A 14,390-nucleotide genomic window follows, 5' to 3' on the forward strand; every position below is an offset into this window, starting at 1 on the left:
GGAGCCCGACATGCACCATTTATTCTCCGTCCCACGTCGTCGCGAGCTGACGCTTGCGGTGGCATCACTGCTGCTGTCCGGGTCGATGGCCGCTCATGCCGAGAGCGTTCGACTGCTCAACGTCTCCTATGACCCGACCCGCGAGCTTTACAGTGATTACAACCAGGTCTTCAGCCAGTGGTATGAAAAACAGACCGGAGACCAGGTCAGCGTTCAGCAAAGCCACGGTGGCTCCGGCGGTCAGGCGCGTTCGGTGATCGAGGGCAATCCGGCCGATGTCGTGACTCTGGCGCTGGCGGCCGACATCGATGCCGTTGCTGAAAAGGGTGGACTTTTGCCGACGGACTGGCAAAAGGCGTTTCCTGATGACAGCACGCCCTATACTTCCGCCATCGTCTTTCTGGTGCGCAAGGGCAATCCGAAGGATATTCATGACTGGGAGGATCTGACGCGCGATGGGGTCGAGGTCATCTCGCCCAATCCGAAAACTTCCGGTGGGGCGCGATGGAACTATCTGGCCGCCTGGACGTGGGCCCTCAAGCGTGAACTGGGCGATCTGGACCGGCTGCACGATCCGGCCGCCAGGGAGGAGGTGGCCAGAGCGCAGCAGGCCGCAGAGCAGTATGTCAAAACGCTCTATCAGCATGTGCCGGTGCTTGATACTGGCGCGCGTGGCGCGACCAACACCTTTGTTCAGCGCGGGCTTGGGGATGTGCTGCTGGCCTGGGAGAACGAGGCCCTGCTGGCCGTCAACGAACTCGGCAAGGATGACTATGAAATCGTGACGCCGTCGGTCAGCATTCTGGCCCAGCCCCCGGTGGCAGTGGTGGATGACAACGTAAAGAAAAAGGGGCCGGCCGCCGAGAAGGCCGCGCACGCCTATCTGGAGCACCTCTACTCACCGCAGGGTCAGCAGCTGGTGGCAAGTCATTATTATCGACCGATCAACGATGAGGGGGTGGACCCGACACTGCTCGAGCAGTTTCCGAAAATGGACCTTTACACCACCAACGATGTCTTTGCTGGCTGGGGTGAGGCGCAGCGGACGCATTTTGCCAACGGCGGCGTTTTTGATCGCATCACGGTGCCGGGCGCCTGAGCCTTTTCAAAAGCGGGCGTGATGACATCATAAAGCCGGGCACCGGGCCCGGTTTTATGTGTGATATCTTTCTTTTTCGATGCCTGCGGGCTCAGCCAGCATGGCCGGAGACCGTCAACGCCTTGCCTTCCTGCTCGGGAGATCGCCGTGCCCAGTGTCGATATCAAACTCGATCTCAGCGCCGAGCAGTGCCGCGCTCATTACGCCGGAGCAGTCGACAGCATTCGTACCCGAACGCTGGATGGGCGCAGCGTCATGCTGCCCTCAAGGGTGCTCCATCACATCATCAAAAGTGACGGCGTTCATGGCATCTATCGCGTCACCTTTGATGAAGAGGGACGATTTATCTCGATCCGGGCGCTGTGATGCGGCCGTTACATCTTCTGTTCGGGGTGCACATCGCCCGGGGCAGGATTGTCGGTCGCCGAGCGGTTGAGCCGGTCACAGCGGCGTCTGGCTTCTTCTTCGGTGTTATAAACACCTTCCTGCTCAAGAGAGTCTTCATCAAAAACGATGAATACGGGCGAGCGTCCTGTTGTGACGGTGGCGCCCTTCGAGGCTGGCTTGTAGGCATGGGTCATGTCGGTGCCCTCCATGGGGGAACCCTTTCACTCTACTCGCATGCAGTCCACGATATCGGTACGCAATGGTCCTGGTCTGTGGCGTCGGCAAGTAGACAAGCACGGCCCTGGGCCGTTGGAATGGTCGTTTGCCTTTCAGGACGGACTCTTCGCCCGATGACGTGCGACCAGCGCATTCCACGTCGTAAACACGGCGCCAAGGGCCAGCATGGCGGCGATGGCCAGCAGGGCCTGAGTGCCCAGATGGGTGTTGAGGGGAATGGCCAGGGCAGCACCGGCGACCAGGGCGCACCAGCGTAACAACCCATCCAGTCCGGCCTTGAAATCGCCCTGGGCGAAGGCCCGTCCGGTTCTGACCATCATGCCGGTAAGAAAGGTGACGCCTGATTCATTGCCGCTGACCTGGTTGAGCACGCCCATGGAGGAGGCAATAAAGAGGACGGTGGTAAAGGGGTATTCTTCGCCGTGGGCAAAGGGCACAGCGACACTCATGGACAGGGCGGCCAGTACCAGGATGAGCGTGGGTCTCCAGCGCCCGACCCGCATCCCGATCCACGCACCCAGTGTGGTAGCGCCAAAAAAGGCCGCAATGATGGCGGCCAGCGGGGCAATGCCGGCCCAGTCTCCCTCGCCGATATGACGACCGATATGAGAGCTGTTGCCGGTCATGTATACCGCCAGCAGGTCACGACTGTGCAGATAAATGAGCGCGTCGGTGGCTCCTGCGACCATGAACAGCAGTGCAAAGGCCGGGAAGGGGATCTTTCTATCCAGCATGGGCGTCCCTGAAGATGATTCTGTTGATCGTGAGTGTAGTGCGTTCGTGTGGTGGCATGCCGTCATCGATTCGACCCTTATTGCGAATCGGCCTGATCGACGCGTCCGTTCAAAATGGCGATGATAAGCCTTCACTCATGAGCACGGAGTCCATGACATGGCAGGGCAGCAACACCATTATCGGGTCAGGGTGCAGTGGCAGGGCGGGCGCGAGACCGGTACGACCGGCTATCACGATTACGGGCGAGAGCATCAGTTGAGCGCGCCCGGCAAGGCGCCCATCGAGGGCTCCGCTGATCCGGCCTTTCTGGGCAATGCTGATCGCTGGAACCCGGAGGAGCTGCTGGTCGGTGCGCTATCGGCCTGTCACAAGCTATGGTATTTACACCTGTGCGCCGAAGCCGGCGTGGTCGTGCTGGCCTATGAGGATCACGCCGAAGGCGAGATGGATGCTGTTCAAGGGCGCTTCACCCGGGCCACCCTGCGCCCGCACATTGTCCTGGATGCGAACAGCAGCGAGGCCCGCGCGCTCAAACTGCACGAGACGGCTCACGAGAAATGCTTCATCGCCCGCTCGGTCAACTTCAGCGTTGAATGCCAGCCGGTATTTTCCAGACAGGACAGCTGTCATGGCTGAACAGATCATCTGGTATCTTGAAATGCGTGATCCGAAGGCTCATCACGCCCGGGCGATACCCGAAACGCTCGGCGTGGTCGAGTGTGAGATCCCCCAGTTTGAACTGAACCGCTTTCTCTATCGGCTGGTCGGTACGCAGTGGCAGTGGAGCGAAATGCTCGAGGGCGATCAGAACGAGTGGCGTGCGATGGTAGAAAGCGACGCCCATCGCACCTTCGTGGCCTATTATCGCGGCGCCGTGGCCGGCTACTACGAGCTGTATCGCCCTGATGGCGTCAATGTCGAGATTCTCTATTTCGGACTGGTGGAGACGTTTATCGGTATGGGGTTCGGCGCGGGTCTTTTGAGTCATGCCATCGATCAGGCCTGGCGCTGGCGGGGTACCGATCGAGTGTGGCTGCATACCTGTTCGCTGGATCATCCGGCGGCGCTGGAGAACTATCAAAAGCGCGGTTTTGAGATCTATCACGAAGAGGTCGCGCCCTGCTGAGCGTTTTTGGGGGCGCCGGGCCTTCAGCGCTGATGTTTGAACATGACCGGTGGCGACGCATGCATGGCTCGGGGCGACGGTCTCGAGCGTTCGATGGCGTCCTTCCCCCTATACGGTTTCAGGGCGGTTATCATGAGGCGTGATCAATGCGGTGAACGACTGCCGCATTCTGCCTTTTTATGACCTTTTCGGGGTGAATGTTAATGTTAATGCCGTCTGCCGTTCAACGCCTGCTGCCGGTGGCCCTGCTGCTGGTCGCCATGAGCTCGATTCAGAGCGGCGCCTCCATTGCCCAGCAGCTTTTTCCCCTGGTGGGCGCCTCGGGTGCCACCTCCATTCGCCTGTTTCTGGCGGCCATCGTGATGCTGGTGCTCTTTCGGCCCTGGCGTCAGCCGGTGACACCCCGCGCATGGAAGGCGATTGCCGTTTACGGTGTGGCGATGGGGATGATGAATTTCCTACTTTATCAGGCGCTGGTGACCGTTCCGCTGGGCATTGCGGTGGCGCTTGAATTTACCGGGCCGTTGGCAGTCGCCGTGTTTACCTCGCGCCGGCCGCGTGATCTGGCCTGGGTGGCGCTGGCTGTGGTGGGGCTTGCCATTCTGTTGTGGCCTGACAAGAACCTTGAGCACGGGATTGATCTTCGCGGCGCGTTGTGTGCGCTGGGCGCTGGCGTGTGCTGGGCGCTCTATATTCTGTTCGGGCGTCGTGCCGGCAGCGGTAATGGCACCCAGAGTGCGGCGCTGGGCATCACCATTGCGGCGATCGCCATTGTACCGATCGGAGTGATGGAGGCGGGCACGGCGCTTCTTTCTCCGGTGGTGCTGTCCGTAGGGCTTGTCGTGGGATTACTCTCCACGGCATTGCCCTATACCCTTGAAATGTTCTCGCTGTCGCGTATGCCGACCCACATGTTCGGTACGCTGATGAGTCTGGAGCCGGCCCTTGGCGCGCTGTCGGGGCTGGTGTTTCTCGGTCAGCAGCTCTCGGTGCTGCAATGGCTGGCGATCGGCACCATCATCGCGGCCTCGATGGGCACCACGCTTACCTCACGTTCGGCCGAGCCCGCTCCGGGCGGATGATCTTCGACCTTTGACATGCCCTCCTGGCCGGCATGACGGGCTCTGGCGCTGACGGTTTATTCAGTGCTTATAACAATAAAAAACTAATGTAATAATGTTGGCCTGACAAAGGCTGGGGCGTGATCAGGTAAACGCGCCCGACGCATACCCCCGTGCACGAAACAGCGCCAGGAGCGACCATGACAGGCCAGACCCCGAACACCCTGGAACAGCATCACGATGTGGTCGTGATCGGTGCCGGCGCTGCCGGCATCGCGATTGCCCAGGGGCTTCGCCGTCGCGATCCGCGCCTTGATATTGCGCTCATTGACCCGGCCGGCGAACACTACTATCAGCCGGGCTGGACGCTGGTGGGCGGTGGCGTGCTCGATGTCGAGCGAACAAGTCGGTCGATGACAGACGTTCTGCCGGAGGGGGTCGCACATTATCCCTGCGCGGCCACCGGCATTGATCCGGAACGGCGTATCGTTTGTCTGAAGGATGCCAGCACGCTTGGCTATCGCGCCCTGGTCGTCGTACCGGGGCTCGAACTTCACTGGGACGCCATCGACGGGCTGGCGGGGGCGCTTGGCGAGTATGGGGTCACGTCCAATTACCGCTTCGATCTGTCGCCCTACACCTGGTCGCTGGTACAGGGGCTGCGGCAGGGGCGAGCGCTGTTTACCCAGCCTGCCATGCCCATCAAATGTGCCGGTGCCCCACAAAAGGCGATGTATCTGGCCTGCGATCACTGGCGTCGTCGTGGGGTGCTGGCAGGTATCAATGTGTCCTTTCACAATGCTGGTGGCGCGCTGTTTGGCGTACCGGCCTATATTCCGGCTCTAATGGAACAGGTCGAGCGCTATGGCATCGGCCTTGAATTTCATCAGCAGCTGATGGCTGTGGATGGGCCCAATCGGCAGGCACACTTTCTGATTCACGATGCTGACGGGGGGCAACGTGAACATGTCGAGTCCTTTGACATGCTTCATGTCGTGCCCCCGCAGCGCGCCCCGGCGCTGATTCGTGACAGCCTGCTTGCCAACGATGCCGGCTGGCTTGATCTCCACCCCAATACGCTACAGCACCTGCGCTATCCTGCCGTGTTTGGTGCCGGTGACGTTAGCGCGACCCCCAATGCCAAGACGGCGGCGGCCGTACGGGTGCAGGCCCCGATCGTGGCCGACAATGTCGTGGCCTATCTGCAGGGCGAGTCCCTGTCGGCGCGTTATCAGGGCTATGGCGCCTGTCCGCTGACGGTCTCGCGTGGTCGGGTAGTGCTGGCTGAATTCGGTTATGGCGGTGAACTCATGCCGACCCTGCCGGAATGGCTCAACGACGGTCAACGCGCCACGGCACTGGCCTGGCAGCTCAAGGCACATCTCATGCCGACCATCTACTGGCAGATGATGCTGAAAGGGCGGGAATGGATGGTGCCGTGACACGCGCCAACCCCTTTTAATCAAGGTCGTCCACGCCCATATGCTCTAAGCTTGTCATGACCATTTCAATGAGGAAGTGCCGTGGCTGCCAGCCTGTTGACCCTGCTTGATGATATTGCTGCCCTGATGGATGACGTGTCTGTCATGACCAAGGTGGCGGCCAAGAAAACGACGGGCGTGCTGGGGGATGATCTGGCGCTGAATGCTCAGCAGGTCACCGGCGTCCGTGCTGATCGGGAGCTTCCGATTGTCTGGGCGGTCTGCAAGGGATCGCTGCTCAACAAGCTGATGCTGGTGCCGGCCGCACTGGTGATCAGCGCCTTTGCGCCCTGGCTGGTGACGCCGCTGCTCATGCTGGGCGGCGCCTATCTGAGCTATGAAGGCGTCGAAAAGCTCGCGCACGCCTGGCATCGATACCGCCACCCCGGTGCCAGAAAAAAGGAGGCTGCACCAACCGAACGCTCCGCCGAAGAGCAGGCCGCGTTCGAGAAGCAGCGGATCAAGGGGGCTGTGCGCACCGATTTCATCCTGTCGGCAGAGATCATTGCCATTACCCTGGGCACGGTCGCCGAGGCGGCCTTCATGCAGCAGGTCATGGTGCTGTCGATCATTGCCGTGGCCATGACCCTGGGGGTTTACGGGCTGGTAGCCGCCATCGTCAAGCTGGACGATCTCGGGCTTTATCTGAGTCGTCGTAGCGCTGCCATGGCCCGCAAGGCAGGGCGTGGCATTCTCTGGGCGGCGCCCTGGCTGATGAAGTTTTTATCCATCGCCGGCACGGCGGCGATGTTCATGGTGGGCGGCGGTATTCTGACGCATGGTATCCCGGTGCTGCATCATGCCGTCCAGGCCCTGACCCTGGCCGAGGGGGATATTCCCGGTGTAGGCGTCATTTTGCAGCCGATCACTCCGACGCTGATCAACATGGTGGTAGGGCTGGTGCTTGGCGGGATGATTCTGGGGGCGGTCACGCTGGTCAAGAAAATGCGCGGCGCCCACTGATACGGCCCCATCTGAAACGATATCGTCTTCCTTAAAATGCGCATCAATGCCCCGGGGCCTGCGACATGCGGGGCTTCGGCCAGACAGGAGAGCGTCCATGACCATGCCCGACAGCGTGATACCGGAGCGCAGTGAGCTTGATGACAGTCAGGGGCCGACAGTGGTGGAGTTTGGTACGCCCTGGTGTGGCTACTGCAAGGCAGCTCAGCCGCTGATCGATGAGGTGATCGGCCAGGCTTCCGGGGTATGGCATGTCCGCGTCGAAGACGGCAAGGGCAAGCGACTGGGACGAAGTTATCAGGTCAGGCTCTGGCCGACACTGATCTTTTTGAAGGACGGGCAGGAGCAGGCACGCTGTGTGCGGCCCGAGTCACGCCAGGCGCTGGAAACAGCGCTTGAACGTATCCTGCACAACGACTCGTAGCGACCAGGGTGGACAGTGGTGTGTGTGGAGATGACCCGACAGTGTCATCACTGACAGCCATGACGTCCTGGCATGGTACTCATCCCTGAGCTCTGTCGGGTCGGCGCGGTCTGTTTCCCTGCCGCACCCTGTCTCCCTGTGGCGGACACCTCTGATCACCCGGGCAGGCGCCGAACATGAGGAATATGAATCCCTTCATCGGTCAGGTCCTTCTGTCCGGGTACCTTCCTGGTACCACCTCAAGCCATTAAAAATATATCGCGTTCCTCACCTTCCTAAATAGATGCAGATGTACGGATGCTCTCGATGCATTTGCAGGGCTGCTGAGATCTTTGATGCCGGAGCTCATGACCCCTTTTTCACTTTTGGGGCGTCGTCGAGTCCCTGCTGGCGCGCGATGATAATGGCTTCGCTGCGACTGTGAACGTTCAGCTTGCGATAGAGCGAGGCAATGTAGTTGCGCACCGTGCTGTGGGCCAGTGACAGTTCGGTCGCGATGCGTTTGTCGGAGCGCCCCTGACACAGCAGCACCAGCACATCGCGCTCGCGCTGGCTGAGGCTGGTGGCCGGTGCTGCGACCGGCTCGGGTCGATGGGTATGTCGCACGCTGGCCAGCTTGTCGACCAGGGTGCGCGTAAACCATGAGGCGTCCTGCATGACCGTATCGATGGCGGCAAAAAGTTCGGCCTCACTGCGTTTGCGCTCGGTGATATCGATCAGCGTCAACAGCACCCGATCCTGCTCGTCAATGCTCACCATGGTGGCCGAAATCAGCCAGGTCAGACACTCTCCGCCTGGCAGGATAACGTTGCTTTCAAGGCCGCTGATGGTGTCACCGGACGCCAGGGCCGAGAGAATGCGTCGGCGAACGGCCGCCGGTAACGGCGCATACTGCGTCAGAGCTTCGGTGGCCGTGACTCGGGTGTCATGTCCCAATGCATTTTTGAAGGCATCATTGACCTCAAGCAGCGACAGGGTGTGATGATCGGCCAGTGCTGTCGGCACCGGTGACAGATGAAACAGCGTCGAAAACTGGGCTTCGCTGCGCCGCAGTGCGTTTTGTGCGCGTCGGATCGGTTCGAGGTCGGTAAACGTCAGCAGCATGCAGGCCTCGTGATTGACATCGATGGGCTGGCCGGCAACCACCACGCACCGGCTTTCCCCCATCGTTTCGCTGTGCAGCACGGCTTCCATCGGCGTAATTGTCAGACCTTCCGCGAGTCGATGAAGCGCCTGCTCCCGCTGATCGGCGCCGGCAAAGACGTCGAGCTCCTGAAGGGTATATCCCAGCACATCCTGCTTGTTCAATCCGGTCAGGTCCAGAAAGCCCTGATTGGCGCGAATGAAGCGCTGATCATTAAGGCGACAGATCAGGGCCGGTGCCGGATTGATATTGAATGACTTTTCAAAGCGCTCCTCGGCGCTGGCAAGCTCCGTGATGTCCTCGACAATCAGGGCGGCCACATGCGTGGTCGAATCAATGCTCAGGATTCGGCCGCGGGAGCGATGCATTCGCAGCTGGTCGGTCTGACCGGGCAGCATGATCTCGAAGACGACATTGTCGAAGGGCATGCCCGCCAGCAGCTGGACGGCAGGCAGAATCGGATAGTCTTCTGGCGTCTTCAAACGCACCTGAAAGCGCTGGCGGTACTCATCGATGCTGGCCCCCAGATCATCGACCCGCTCGACGTCATGCATGGCCAGCGCCGCCCGATTGGCCCAGCGCAGCGCGCCGTCGTGATCAAGCAGCATGACGCCCTCTTTCATCTCCTCGATCAGCCGGGACAGCGGCGAGGCGAAAAGGTCATCCAGGCAGGGGAGATCGGTAATGGCAATCTGATCGGACACGGCGACTCCCGGAGAATGAAAACCTTGATGATGCAACGGTGCCGCGCTGGTGAACAGCACGCGATTCGTCGCAAGGACCGCTATGCTTGAAACGACTGCCCGGCCGGGCGGGTGCATTATCTTTGGGAGCAGCATGAACATGACAGAACAGGTCGATGGCCTCTGGCAGCAGCGGCTGAGCGATTTTCGCGACGCCGTTGCCTGTGAGCCGATGCCGGGCTGTGGCGCCACGGCCGTGGTCAGTGCCGATCTGGGCCTGGCGCTGGTACTCAAGGGGTTACACCTGAGTCAGCAGCATCATGCCAGTGGCGCGCGTCAGGCGCTGATCGATGAAGGCGCATCGCTTAAAAACCGCCTGAGCCCACTGGCGGAAGAGGATGTAGCAGCGTTTGAGGCGTTCATGGCCGCGGTGGGCCGTGACGAGAGCGACGACGGGCGCCAGGACGCCATTCACGAGGCGGCCGAGAGCGCAGTCGAGGTGCCACTGAGAACCGCGCAGCTGTGTGATGCGGCACTGGCGCTGGCCCATCAGGCCGGTGATCACATCGAGGCGCAGTTTGTCAGCGACGCCGTGGCCGGCGCCCGGTTGGTTCACGCCGCGCTGCACGGCGTGCTGCTCAACGTGAGTGCCAATGCCGGGCAGCTTGGCAACGACGCCGCGCGCGACCGGGCCCTGCACGCCCGTGACGGCTTGGCCCATCGCGCCGATGCGCTGCTTTCAACCATCACGGGGGCGGCGTCGGACTGAGCCTGTTCAGCCGGAGTCCGGTCAGCCCATGGCCCAGGCGCGTCGGCGGCGCTGGGCCAGTGCCACCGCACCATCGATCAGCACCAGCACGATCAGACTGACGCCCAGCACCGGCAGGGCCAGTCCCAGCAGGACGGCGGTGATGACGACGGCCAGCGCCGCCGGTCGAGGCGCCCGGAGCAGGGCCTGTATCAGCGTCACGGGGGTCAGGGCGGCGCTGGCCCGAGTCGGGCGGCGTCGCCACCACATGGCATAGCCCAGCACCAGCATCACGACCAGCGCGCTGGCAAAGACCACCAGCACCAGCTGGTTGATCCATCCGAACAGCACGCCCATGTGCAGGTCTACTCCCCATCGGGTCAGTTTGGCGGCCAGCGGGAAGGTCTCGAAGCGGGTGCGATCGATCACGGTCAGGGTTGTCGGGTCGATGGCGGCTTCATCCACCTCGGTGGGCCACTCACGACCAATCTCGCGTACCTTCCATGCGTTGCCCGGCCCGGCCGCAGGGATGATTTCAATCCTGTCGGCCTTGAGTCCTTCGTTCCGCGCAGCGGATAACACACGATCATAGAGCTGCGGGTCGAAGGCGTGATCCATCATGGCCATGTCGTGGCTCGAATGAGCAGCATGTTCGGCGTGCGGGCCCTGCTCGGCGGGCGTGACGCCATCCAGGCTTGTCGAGACCGTGGGCGTCTGCCAGCCGTACATGTGACGCAGTTCGCCGATGTTGCCCCCGGCGTATTTGGACCAGGTCAGTCCCGTGGCAGAGAAAAATACGAAGCCGATCAGCGCCCACGGCCCCAGACGGGTATGCCAGCGGCTGGCACGCTGGCCGGCCCCTGCCTGACTGCTGCGCGAGACGCTGCGTCGGCGCTTGAACCAGAGGGCCAGCCCACCGAGTGCCACGATCCAGAGCCAGGAGGCCGCCAGTTCACTGTAAACACGCCCGGGCTCACCCAGCAGCAGGCTGCGGTGGAACTTGTCTATGACGATCCGAAAGGCCGAGATGCCACTGGTGCCATAAACCGGCAGGGCGCCGCGCACCTCATTGGTGACCGGGTCGACAAAGATCGCCAGATGTTCCCACTGACCCACGCTCGGGTCCGAGAACATGACCCGGGTGGTTTCACCCGGTGCGGGCGCGGGGCGTACCGCCATGGGGGCCTCGTCGCGGCCCAGGGCCTGCCGGGCAGCGCGAATCTGGTCGGCCAGCGGCAGCGGAGTGCCACTGTCGTTGTCGGTATAAAACTGCTCGTGATAAAGCCAGTGTTCGACCTGTGGGGTCAGGGCATAGAGGATGCCGCTGAGGGCGGCGATCAGCAGAAATGGCCCGACCAGCAGGCCGATATAAAAATGCAGTCGAGCGATGAAGGCCCAGCCCCATGGCTTTTGGCCGGGGGACGCTGAGGGGGTCTGGTCTGTCATGAAATCACCTGTCATGACCATGGGTCTGATCCCATGGCGTGTTTCTGATCGGTTCCTGCAGGACAAGAGACCGATACGTCGAGAACGTGATTTGGAAACGGATCAGACAGGCAGGGGTGGGGCGCGCGACTGCGCGTTGGGAAACCAGGGGGGCGGGCATGACCCTGCAGACGAGCCATTACCGGAGCATCATGTGGCCCGGCACGGCCGGGCGGCAGCATCAGGGCTGGCTCAAGGATCAGCGGTGTATGGGCCAGCAGTGAGCAGTAGCCACACTGGGCAAGATCTACATGGCCGGCGGGATGGGTTTGTTGATGACGCCCTGCACTGGTCTTGAACGTGTCATGAGCATCCTGCAGGTCCATGACGTGTTCGGCGTGCACCGCGGACGCTGGATCATGCCAGCGGGAAGAGACATTGCCGGACTCGCGCTCATGGGCCAGCACCAGTGTCTGTGACAGCACCGGGGCCAGAAAAATGACCAGCATGGCGGCCAGGGCCAGCCAGGCCGGGAATGAACAGCGCAGACGAGTCATGAGCGGGCGGAAGCAGCGTCCGGGAATGGGCGTGTCAGAAACTGTAACCTTACCGTAAACCCGGTCTCCGGGACATCCCGTCGATCCGTCTTCCGCCTGGATGACACTGAAGCATGGTCAGTGCAGGGCGCGTCGGAAAGCCGGGTCGCCAACGCTGTCCCCGATCACAGGAGCGGGGCAGGCGGTCTAATCGGACAGGGTGTTGGCGTTGACCGTCATCGGCAGGCTGCCTGTCGCTGCTTCGTCGTCATTGACGGCCTTCAGGGGCACGGGGACATGCAGTGCCACAGCGTCCGGCTGGGCATCGAAGGGGTCATTGGCCGCACCAACGATCAGGCGTCGACGCTCGAAGGCCAGATCGCTTCGCCGGCCCAGATAGGTGTCGCAGTCCCGGCAATGCACGGGATCCTCGACCGGGCGCATGTTCCCGGATCGAATCATGATGCGTCGGCTGCCACAGTGAAAACAGCGGACATTGAGCTCTGTGGGCCTCATGAAATACCTCTGTAATTTGTTTATCCATGTTATGTGATAACGCTCATATGCCCTAGCATGAAATTGCCTTTTCATACTTCAAGCTCAGGCCAATGGACCGCCCATTTCGTGCCTTTAATGCTCCAGGCGTTGACGGTTTTGATTCTCTGGCGCGTTATCTCCCATGAGATGCCCATCGGGTGCGGGCACGCCCGCGCGGATCATGTCGGAGAAGCCTGAATCAGCATGCCCCCCCTTATCGGCCGCCTGTGCTCGAGAGTTGATGTGTCCACGCGACTTTAGTTCGACAAGGGAGCGGGAGGTGTCCAGTGCCTCAAGGTCATACAGGTAGCCGGGCAGATAGCCCGATAGCAGCAGTCGGTAATCAACGGGAAGACCCGGGATGATGCGTTTGACCATGTCAAAGACCAGCGTGGTGCAGTTGCTGGTCAGGGTGTGATAGAAGGCCGGCGTATCGCGCAGCTCCCGGGCCTTACCGAGGTAGGCCAGAAACAGTGCCCGCGCAGCGTCATCGGGCAGGGCCACTCGATAGAGATACACGTCTTCATCGCGCACGTTGGAGCGGGTCCGCACGATATCGTGTTCGTCGGCGGCGATCAGCGCCATTTCAAACTGTTTGAAAAAGCCGCCGATGGCGGAGAAGGACTCACCGCGCTGGCGGCGAATCTCGACGGAAAAGACCAGCTGTTGTCCGTCTCGAAAGCCGAAGCTGACCAGCGTATGGGCGATGGCCGGCCCCATCCAGTAGGAGACGATCAGATCCGTTGAGACCAGTTCGGAAAGACGATAGGTACGACGCTCCCAGTGCTCGGTATAGCGATCCGGCGTCTGCCAGTCGAAATTGCGCACGTTGTCGATCGTGACCTGATCCCCGTCAATAACGGCATGCGGCAGGCGTGAGACGTCCGGTGCCCAGTCACGATCGCCCCGGGGTGTAATGCCTTGCCACCAGATCAGCAGGGCCGCCAGCGCCAGCAGCCATGTCACCATGATGATTCGGTGTCCCGCGATGGGCACATGCAGGGCCGCCAGCACAGCGCTCAGCCCGAGAATTCCCCAGCCCACCACAACCGCCACGAGCACGGCATCAGACCCCGGCAGCTGGTACCAGAGAGCCAGCCCGCCCCACAGGCTTGCCAGTACCATCAAGAGTGCAATGAGTGCGCGTCCTGTCCAGCGCAGCACAGGGCGCCACCAGCGCGTCGGGGTAGAGGCCATGGCAGGGCTCCAGTCAGCAGCAGGGATGAAATTTTTGAAATGGGCATGATGTCTAATCCGCTGTCATGCGCCAGGCTTGTGGAGAATAACGCATTGCCCGAATCAGAGCCTGCCAGGAGAGCGCCATGGCCGTACAGTCCCCCGTTGCCCCGGATATCCGCCGCACCATGATCGCCGCCATTTTGCTGGGCATCGGCTTTATGGCGGCGATCGACGAAATCATCTTTCACCAGCTGCTCGCCTGGCACCATTTCGTCGACACCGGCTCCTCGGCCCTGGCGCTGGCCTCCGATGGCATCCTGCACACCATGGAGCTGGTGTTTCTGGTGGTGGGTGCCTTTCTGATGATCGAGCTGCACGGACGTCGCGCCCAGGCCCCCGGCTACCGTGGCCCGGGCTTTCTGCTCGGTATGGGGGGCTTTCAGACCTTTGACGGGATCGTTGATCACAAGATTCTCGGACTTCACCAGGTGCGTTACGTCGAGCATGTCTGGCTCTATGACATTGCCTGGATCGGTGCCGGGCTGATCATGCTGGCCATCGGCTGGAAGCTTTTGCAGCGTGCCCGACAGGGGCGGGCGATGAGCCAGAACTGATGGGGTAAACC

At 61.4% G+C, this 14,390-nt stretch carries 17 protein-coding genes; 10 read left to right on the top strand and 7 right to left on the bottom strand.

Translation table 11 applies throughout. The annotated features are described in order from the left end of the window. The first annotated feature begins 10 nt into the window (after positions 1–10). Both B9G99_RS08405 and B9G99_RS08410 read left to right on the top strand, forming a co-directional pair. A complete protein-coding gene (locus B9G99_RS08405) occupies positions 11–1,099 on the top strand; it encodes a sulfate ABC transporter substrate-binding protein (RefSeq protein ID WP_086621645.1) in 1,089 nt (362 codons plus the stop codon). A gap of 147 nt (positions 1,100–1,246) precedes the next feature. Then, the gene (locus B9G99_RS08410) at positions 1,247–1,465 is read left to right on the top strand and encodes a DUF2835 family protein (RefSeq protein WP_086621646.1); all 219 of its coding nucleotides are present in this window, start codon (positions 1,247–1,249) and stop codon (positions 1,463–1,465) included. Positions 1,466–1,473: 8 nt separating this feature from the next. Here the strand turns inward: B9G99_RS08410 and B9G99_RS08415 are convergent, their stop codons facing one another. After that, on the bottom strand, positions 1,474–1,680 hold the full coding sequence (locus B9G99_RS08415; protein ID WP_148663930.1) for a hypothetical protein: 207 nt from the start codon (positions 1,678–1,680) through the stop codon (positions 1,474–1,476). Between the two features lie 135 nt (positions 1,681–1,815). Next, the gene (locus tag B9G99_RS08420) at positions 1,816–2,457 is read right to left on the bottom strand and encodes a DUF1275 family protein (protein ID WP_158521466.1); all 642 of its coding nucleotides are present in this window, start codon (positions 2,455–2,457) and stop codon (positions 1,816–1,818) included. Between the two features lie 157 nt (positions 2,458–2,614). On the opposite strand from B9G99_RS08420, the gene B9G99_RS08425 reads away from it, so the two are divergent. The 6 genes from B9G99_RS08425 to B9G99_RS08450 all read left to right on the top strand — a co-directional run bounded on the left by B9G99_RS08425 (position 2,615) and on the right by B9G99_RS08450 (position 7,513). Beyond that, positions 2,615–3,094 carry an OsmC family protein gene (locus tag B9G99_RS08425; protein WP_086621649.1) on the top strand — a complete coding sequence of 160 codons (480 nt, stop codon included), beginning with the start codon at positions 2,615–2,617 and terminating at the stop codon, positions 3,092–3,094. Next, the gene (locus B9G99_RS08430) at positions 3,087–3,584 is read left to right on the top strand and encodes a GNAT family N-acetyltransferase (RefSeq protein ID WP_086621650.1); all 498 of its coding nucleotides are present in this window, start codon (positions 3,087–3,089) and stop codon (positions 3,582–3,584) included. Before B9G99_RS08425 ends, B9G99_RS08430 begins: the two co-directional genes overlap by 8 nt. Before the next feature lie 203 nt (positions 3,585–3,787). After that, complete coding sequence (locus B9G99_RS08435; RefSeq protein WP_086621651.1) at positions 3,788–4,666, top strand: EamA family transporter; 879 nt, start codon at positions 3,788–3,790, stop codon at positions 4,664–4,666. A gap of 179 nt (positions 4,667–4,845) precedes the next feature. Further along, positions 4,846–6,087 carry an NAD(P)/FAD-dependent oxidoreductase gene (locus B9G99_RS08440; protein ID WP_086621652.1) on the top strand — a complete coding sequence of 414 codons (1,242 nt, stop codon included), beginning with the start codon at positions 4,846–4,848 and terminating at the stop codon, positions 6,085–6,087. 81 nt (positions 6,088–6,168) lie between these two features. Then, the gene (locus B9G99_RS08445) at positions 6,169–7,089 is read left to right on the top strand and encodes a DUF808 domain-containing protein (RefSeq protein WP_086621653.1); all 921 of its coding nucleotides are present in this window, start codon (positions 6,169–6,171) and stop codon (positions 7,087–7,089) included. 97 nt (positions 7,090–7,186) lie between these two features. After that, positions 7,187–7,513: a thioredoxin family protein gene (locus tag B9G99_RS08450; protein WP_086621654.1), complete on the top strand. Its 327-nt coding sequence runs from the start codon at positions 7,187–7,189 to the stop codon at positions 7,511–7,513. A gap of 345 nt (positions 7,514–7,858) precedes the next feature. On the opposite strand, the gene B9G99_RS08455 is transcribed toward B9G99_RS08450, so the two are convergent. After that, positions 7,859–9,361 (bottom strand): helix-turn-helix transcriptional regulator, encoded by a 1,503-nt coding sequence (locus tag B9G99_RS08455; protein WP_158521467.1) that lies wholly within the window; start codon positions 9,359–9,361, stop codon positions 7,859–7,861. Between the two features lie 133 nt (positions 9,362–9,494). On the opposite strand from B9G99_RS08455, the gene B9G99_RS08460 reads away from it, so the two are divergent. Next, on the top strand, positions 9,495–10,109 hold the full coding sequence (locus B9G99_RS08460; RefSeq protein ID WP_227875754.1) for a cyclodeaminase/cyclohydrolase family protein: 615 nt from the start codon (positions 9,495–9,497) through the stop codon (positions 10,107–10,109). Between the two features lie 21 nt (positions 10,110–10,130). Here B9G99_RS08460 and B9G99_RS08465 read toward each other — a convergent pair whose 3' ends face one another. The 4 genes from B9G99_RS08465 to B9G99_RS08480 all read right to left on the bottom strand — a co-directional run bounded on the left by B9G99_RS08465 (position 10,131) and on the right by B9G99_RS08480 (position 13,783). Next, positions 10,131–11,534 (bottom strand): PepSY-associated TM helix domain-containing protein, encoded by a 1,404-nt coding sequence (locus tag B9G99_RS08465; RefSeq protein WP_086623383.1) that lies wholly within the window; start codon positions 11,532–11,534, stop codon positions 10,131–10,133. Positions 11,535–11,545: 11 nt separating this feature from the next. Next, entirely contained in the window at positions 11,546–12,070 is a 525-nt protein-coding gene (locus B9G99_RS08470; RefSeq protein WP_086621657.1) for a DUF2946 domain-containing protein, read from the bottom strand. A 186-nt stretch (positions 12,071–12,256) separates the two neighbouring features. Next, positions 12,257–12,565, bottom strand: coding sequence for a hypothetical protein (locus B9G99_RS08475; RefSeq protein WP_148663931.1), 309 nt, complete (start codon positions 12,563–12,565; stop codon positions 12,257–12,259). 114 nt (positions 12,566–12,679) lie between these two features. After that, positions 12,680–13,783, bottom strand: a complete 1,104-nt coding sequence (locus tag B9G99_RS08480; RefSeq protein WP_086621659.1) for an Lnb N-terminal periplasmic domain-containing protein — start codon at positions 13,781–13,783, stop codon at positions 12,680–12,682. Between the two features lie 125 nt (positions 13,784–13,908). Between B9G99_RS08480 and B9G99_RS08485 the strand changes: the two genes are divergently transcribed. Next, a complete protein-coding gene (locus tag B9G99_RS08485) occupies positions 13,909–14,379 on the top strand; it encodes a DUF2243 domain-containing protein (protein ID WP_086621660.1) in 471 nt (156 codons plus the stop codon). Positions 14,380–14,390 lie beyond the last annotated feature (11 nt).

Origin of the sequence: Kushneria konosiri, from assembly GCF_002155145.1 — a bacterium.
GTDB lineage: Bacteria > Pseudomonadota > Gammaproteobacteria > Pseudomonadales > Halomonadaceae > Kushneria > Kushneria konosiri.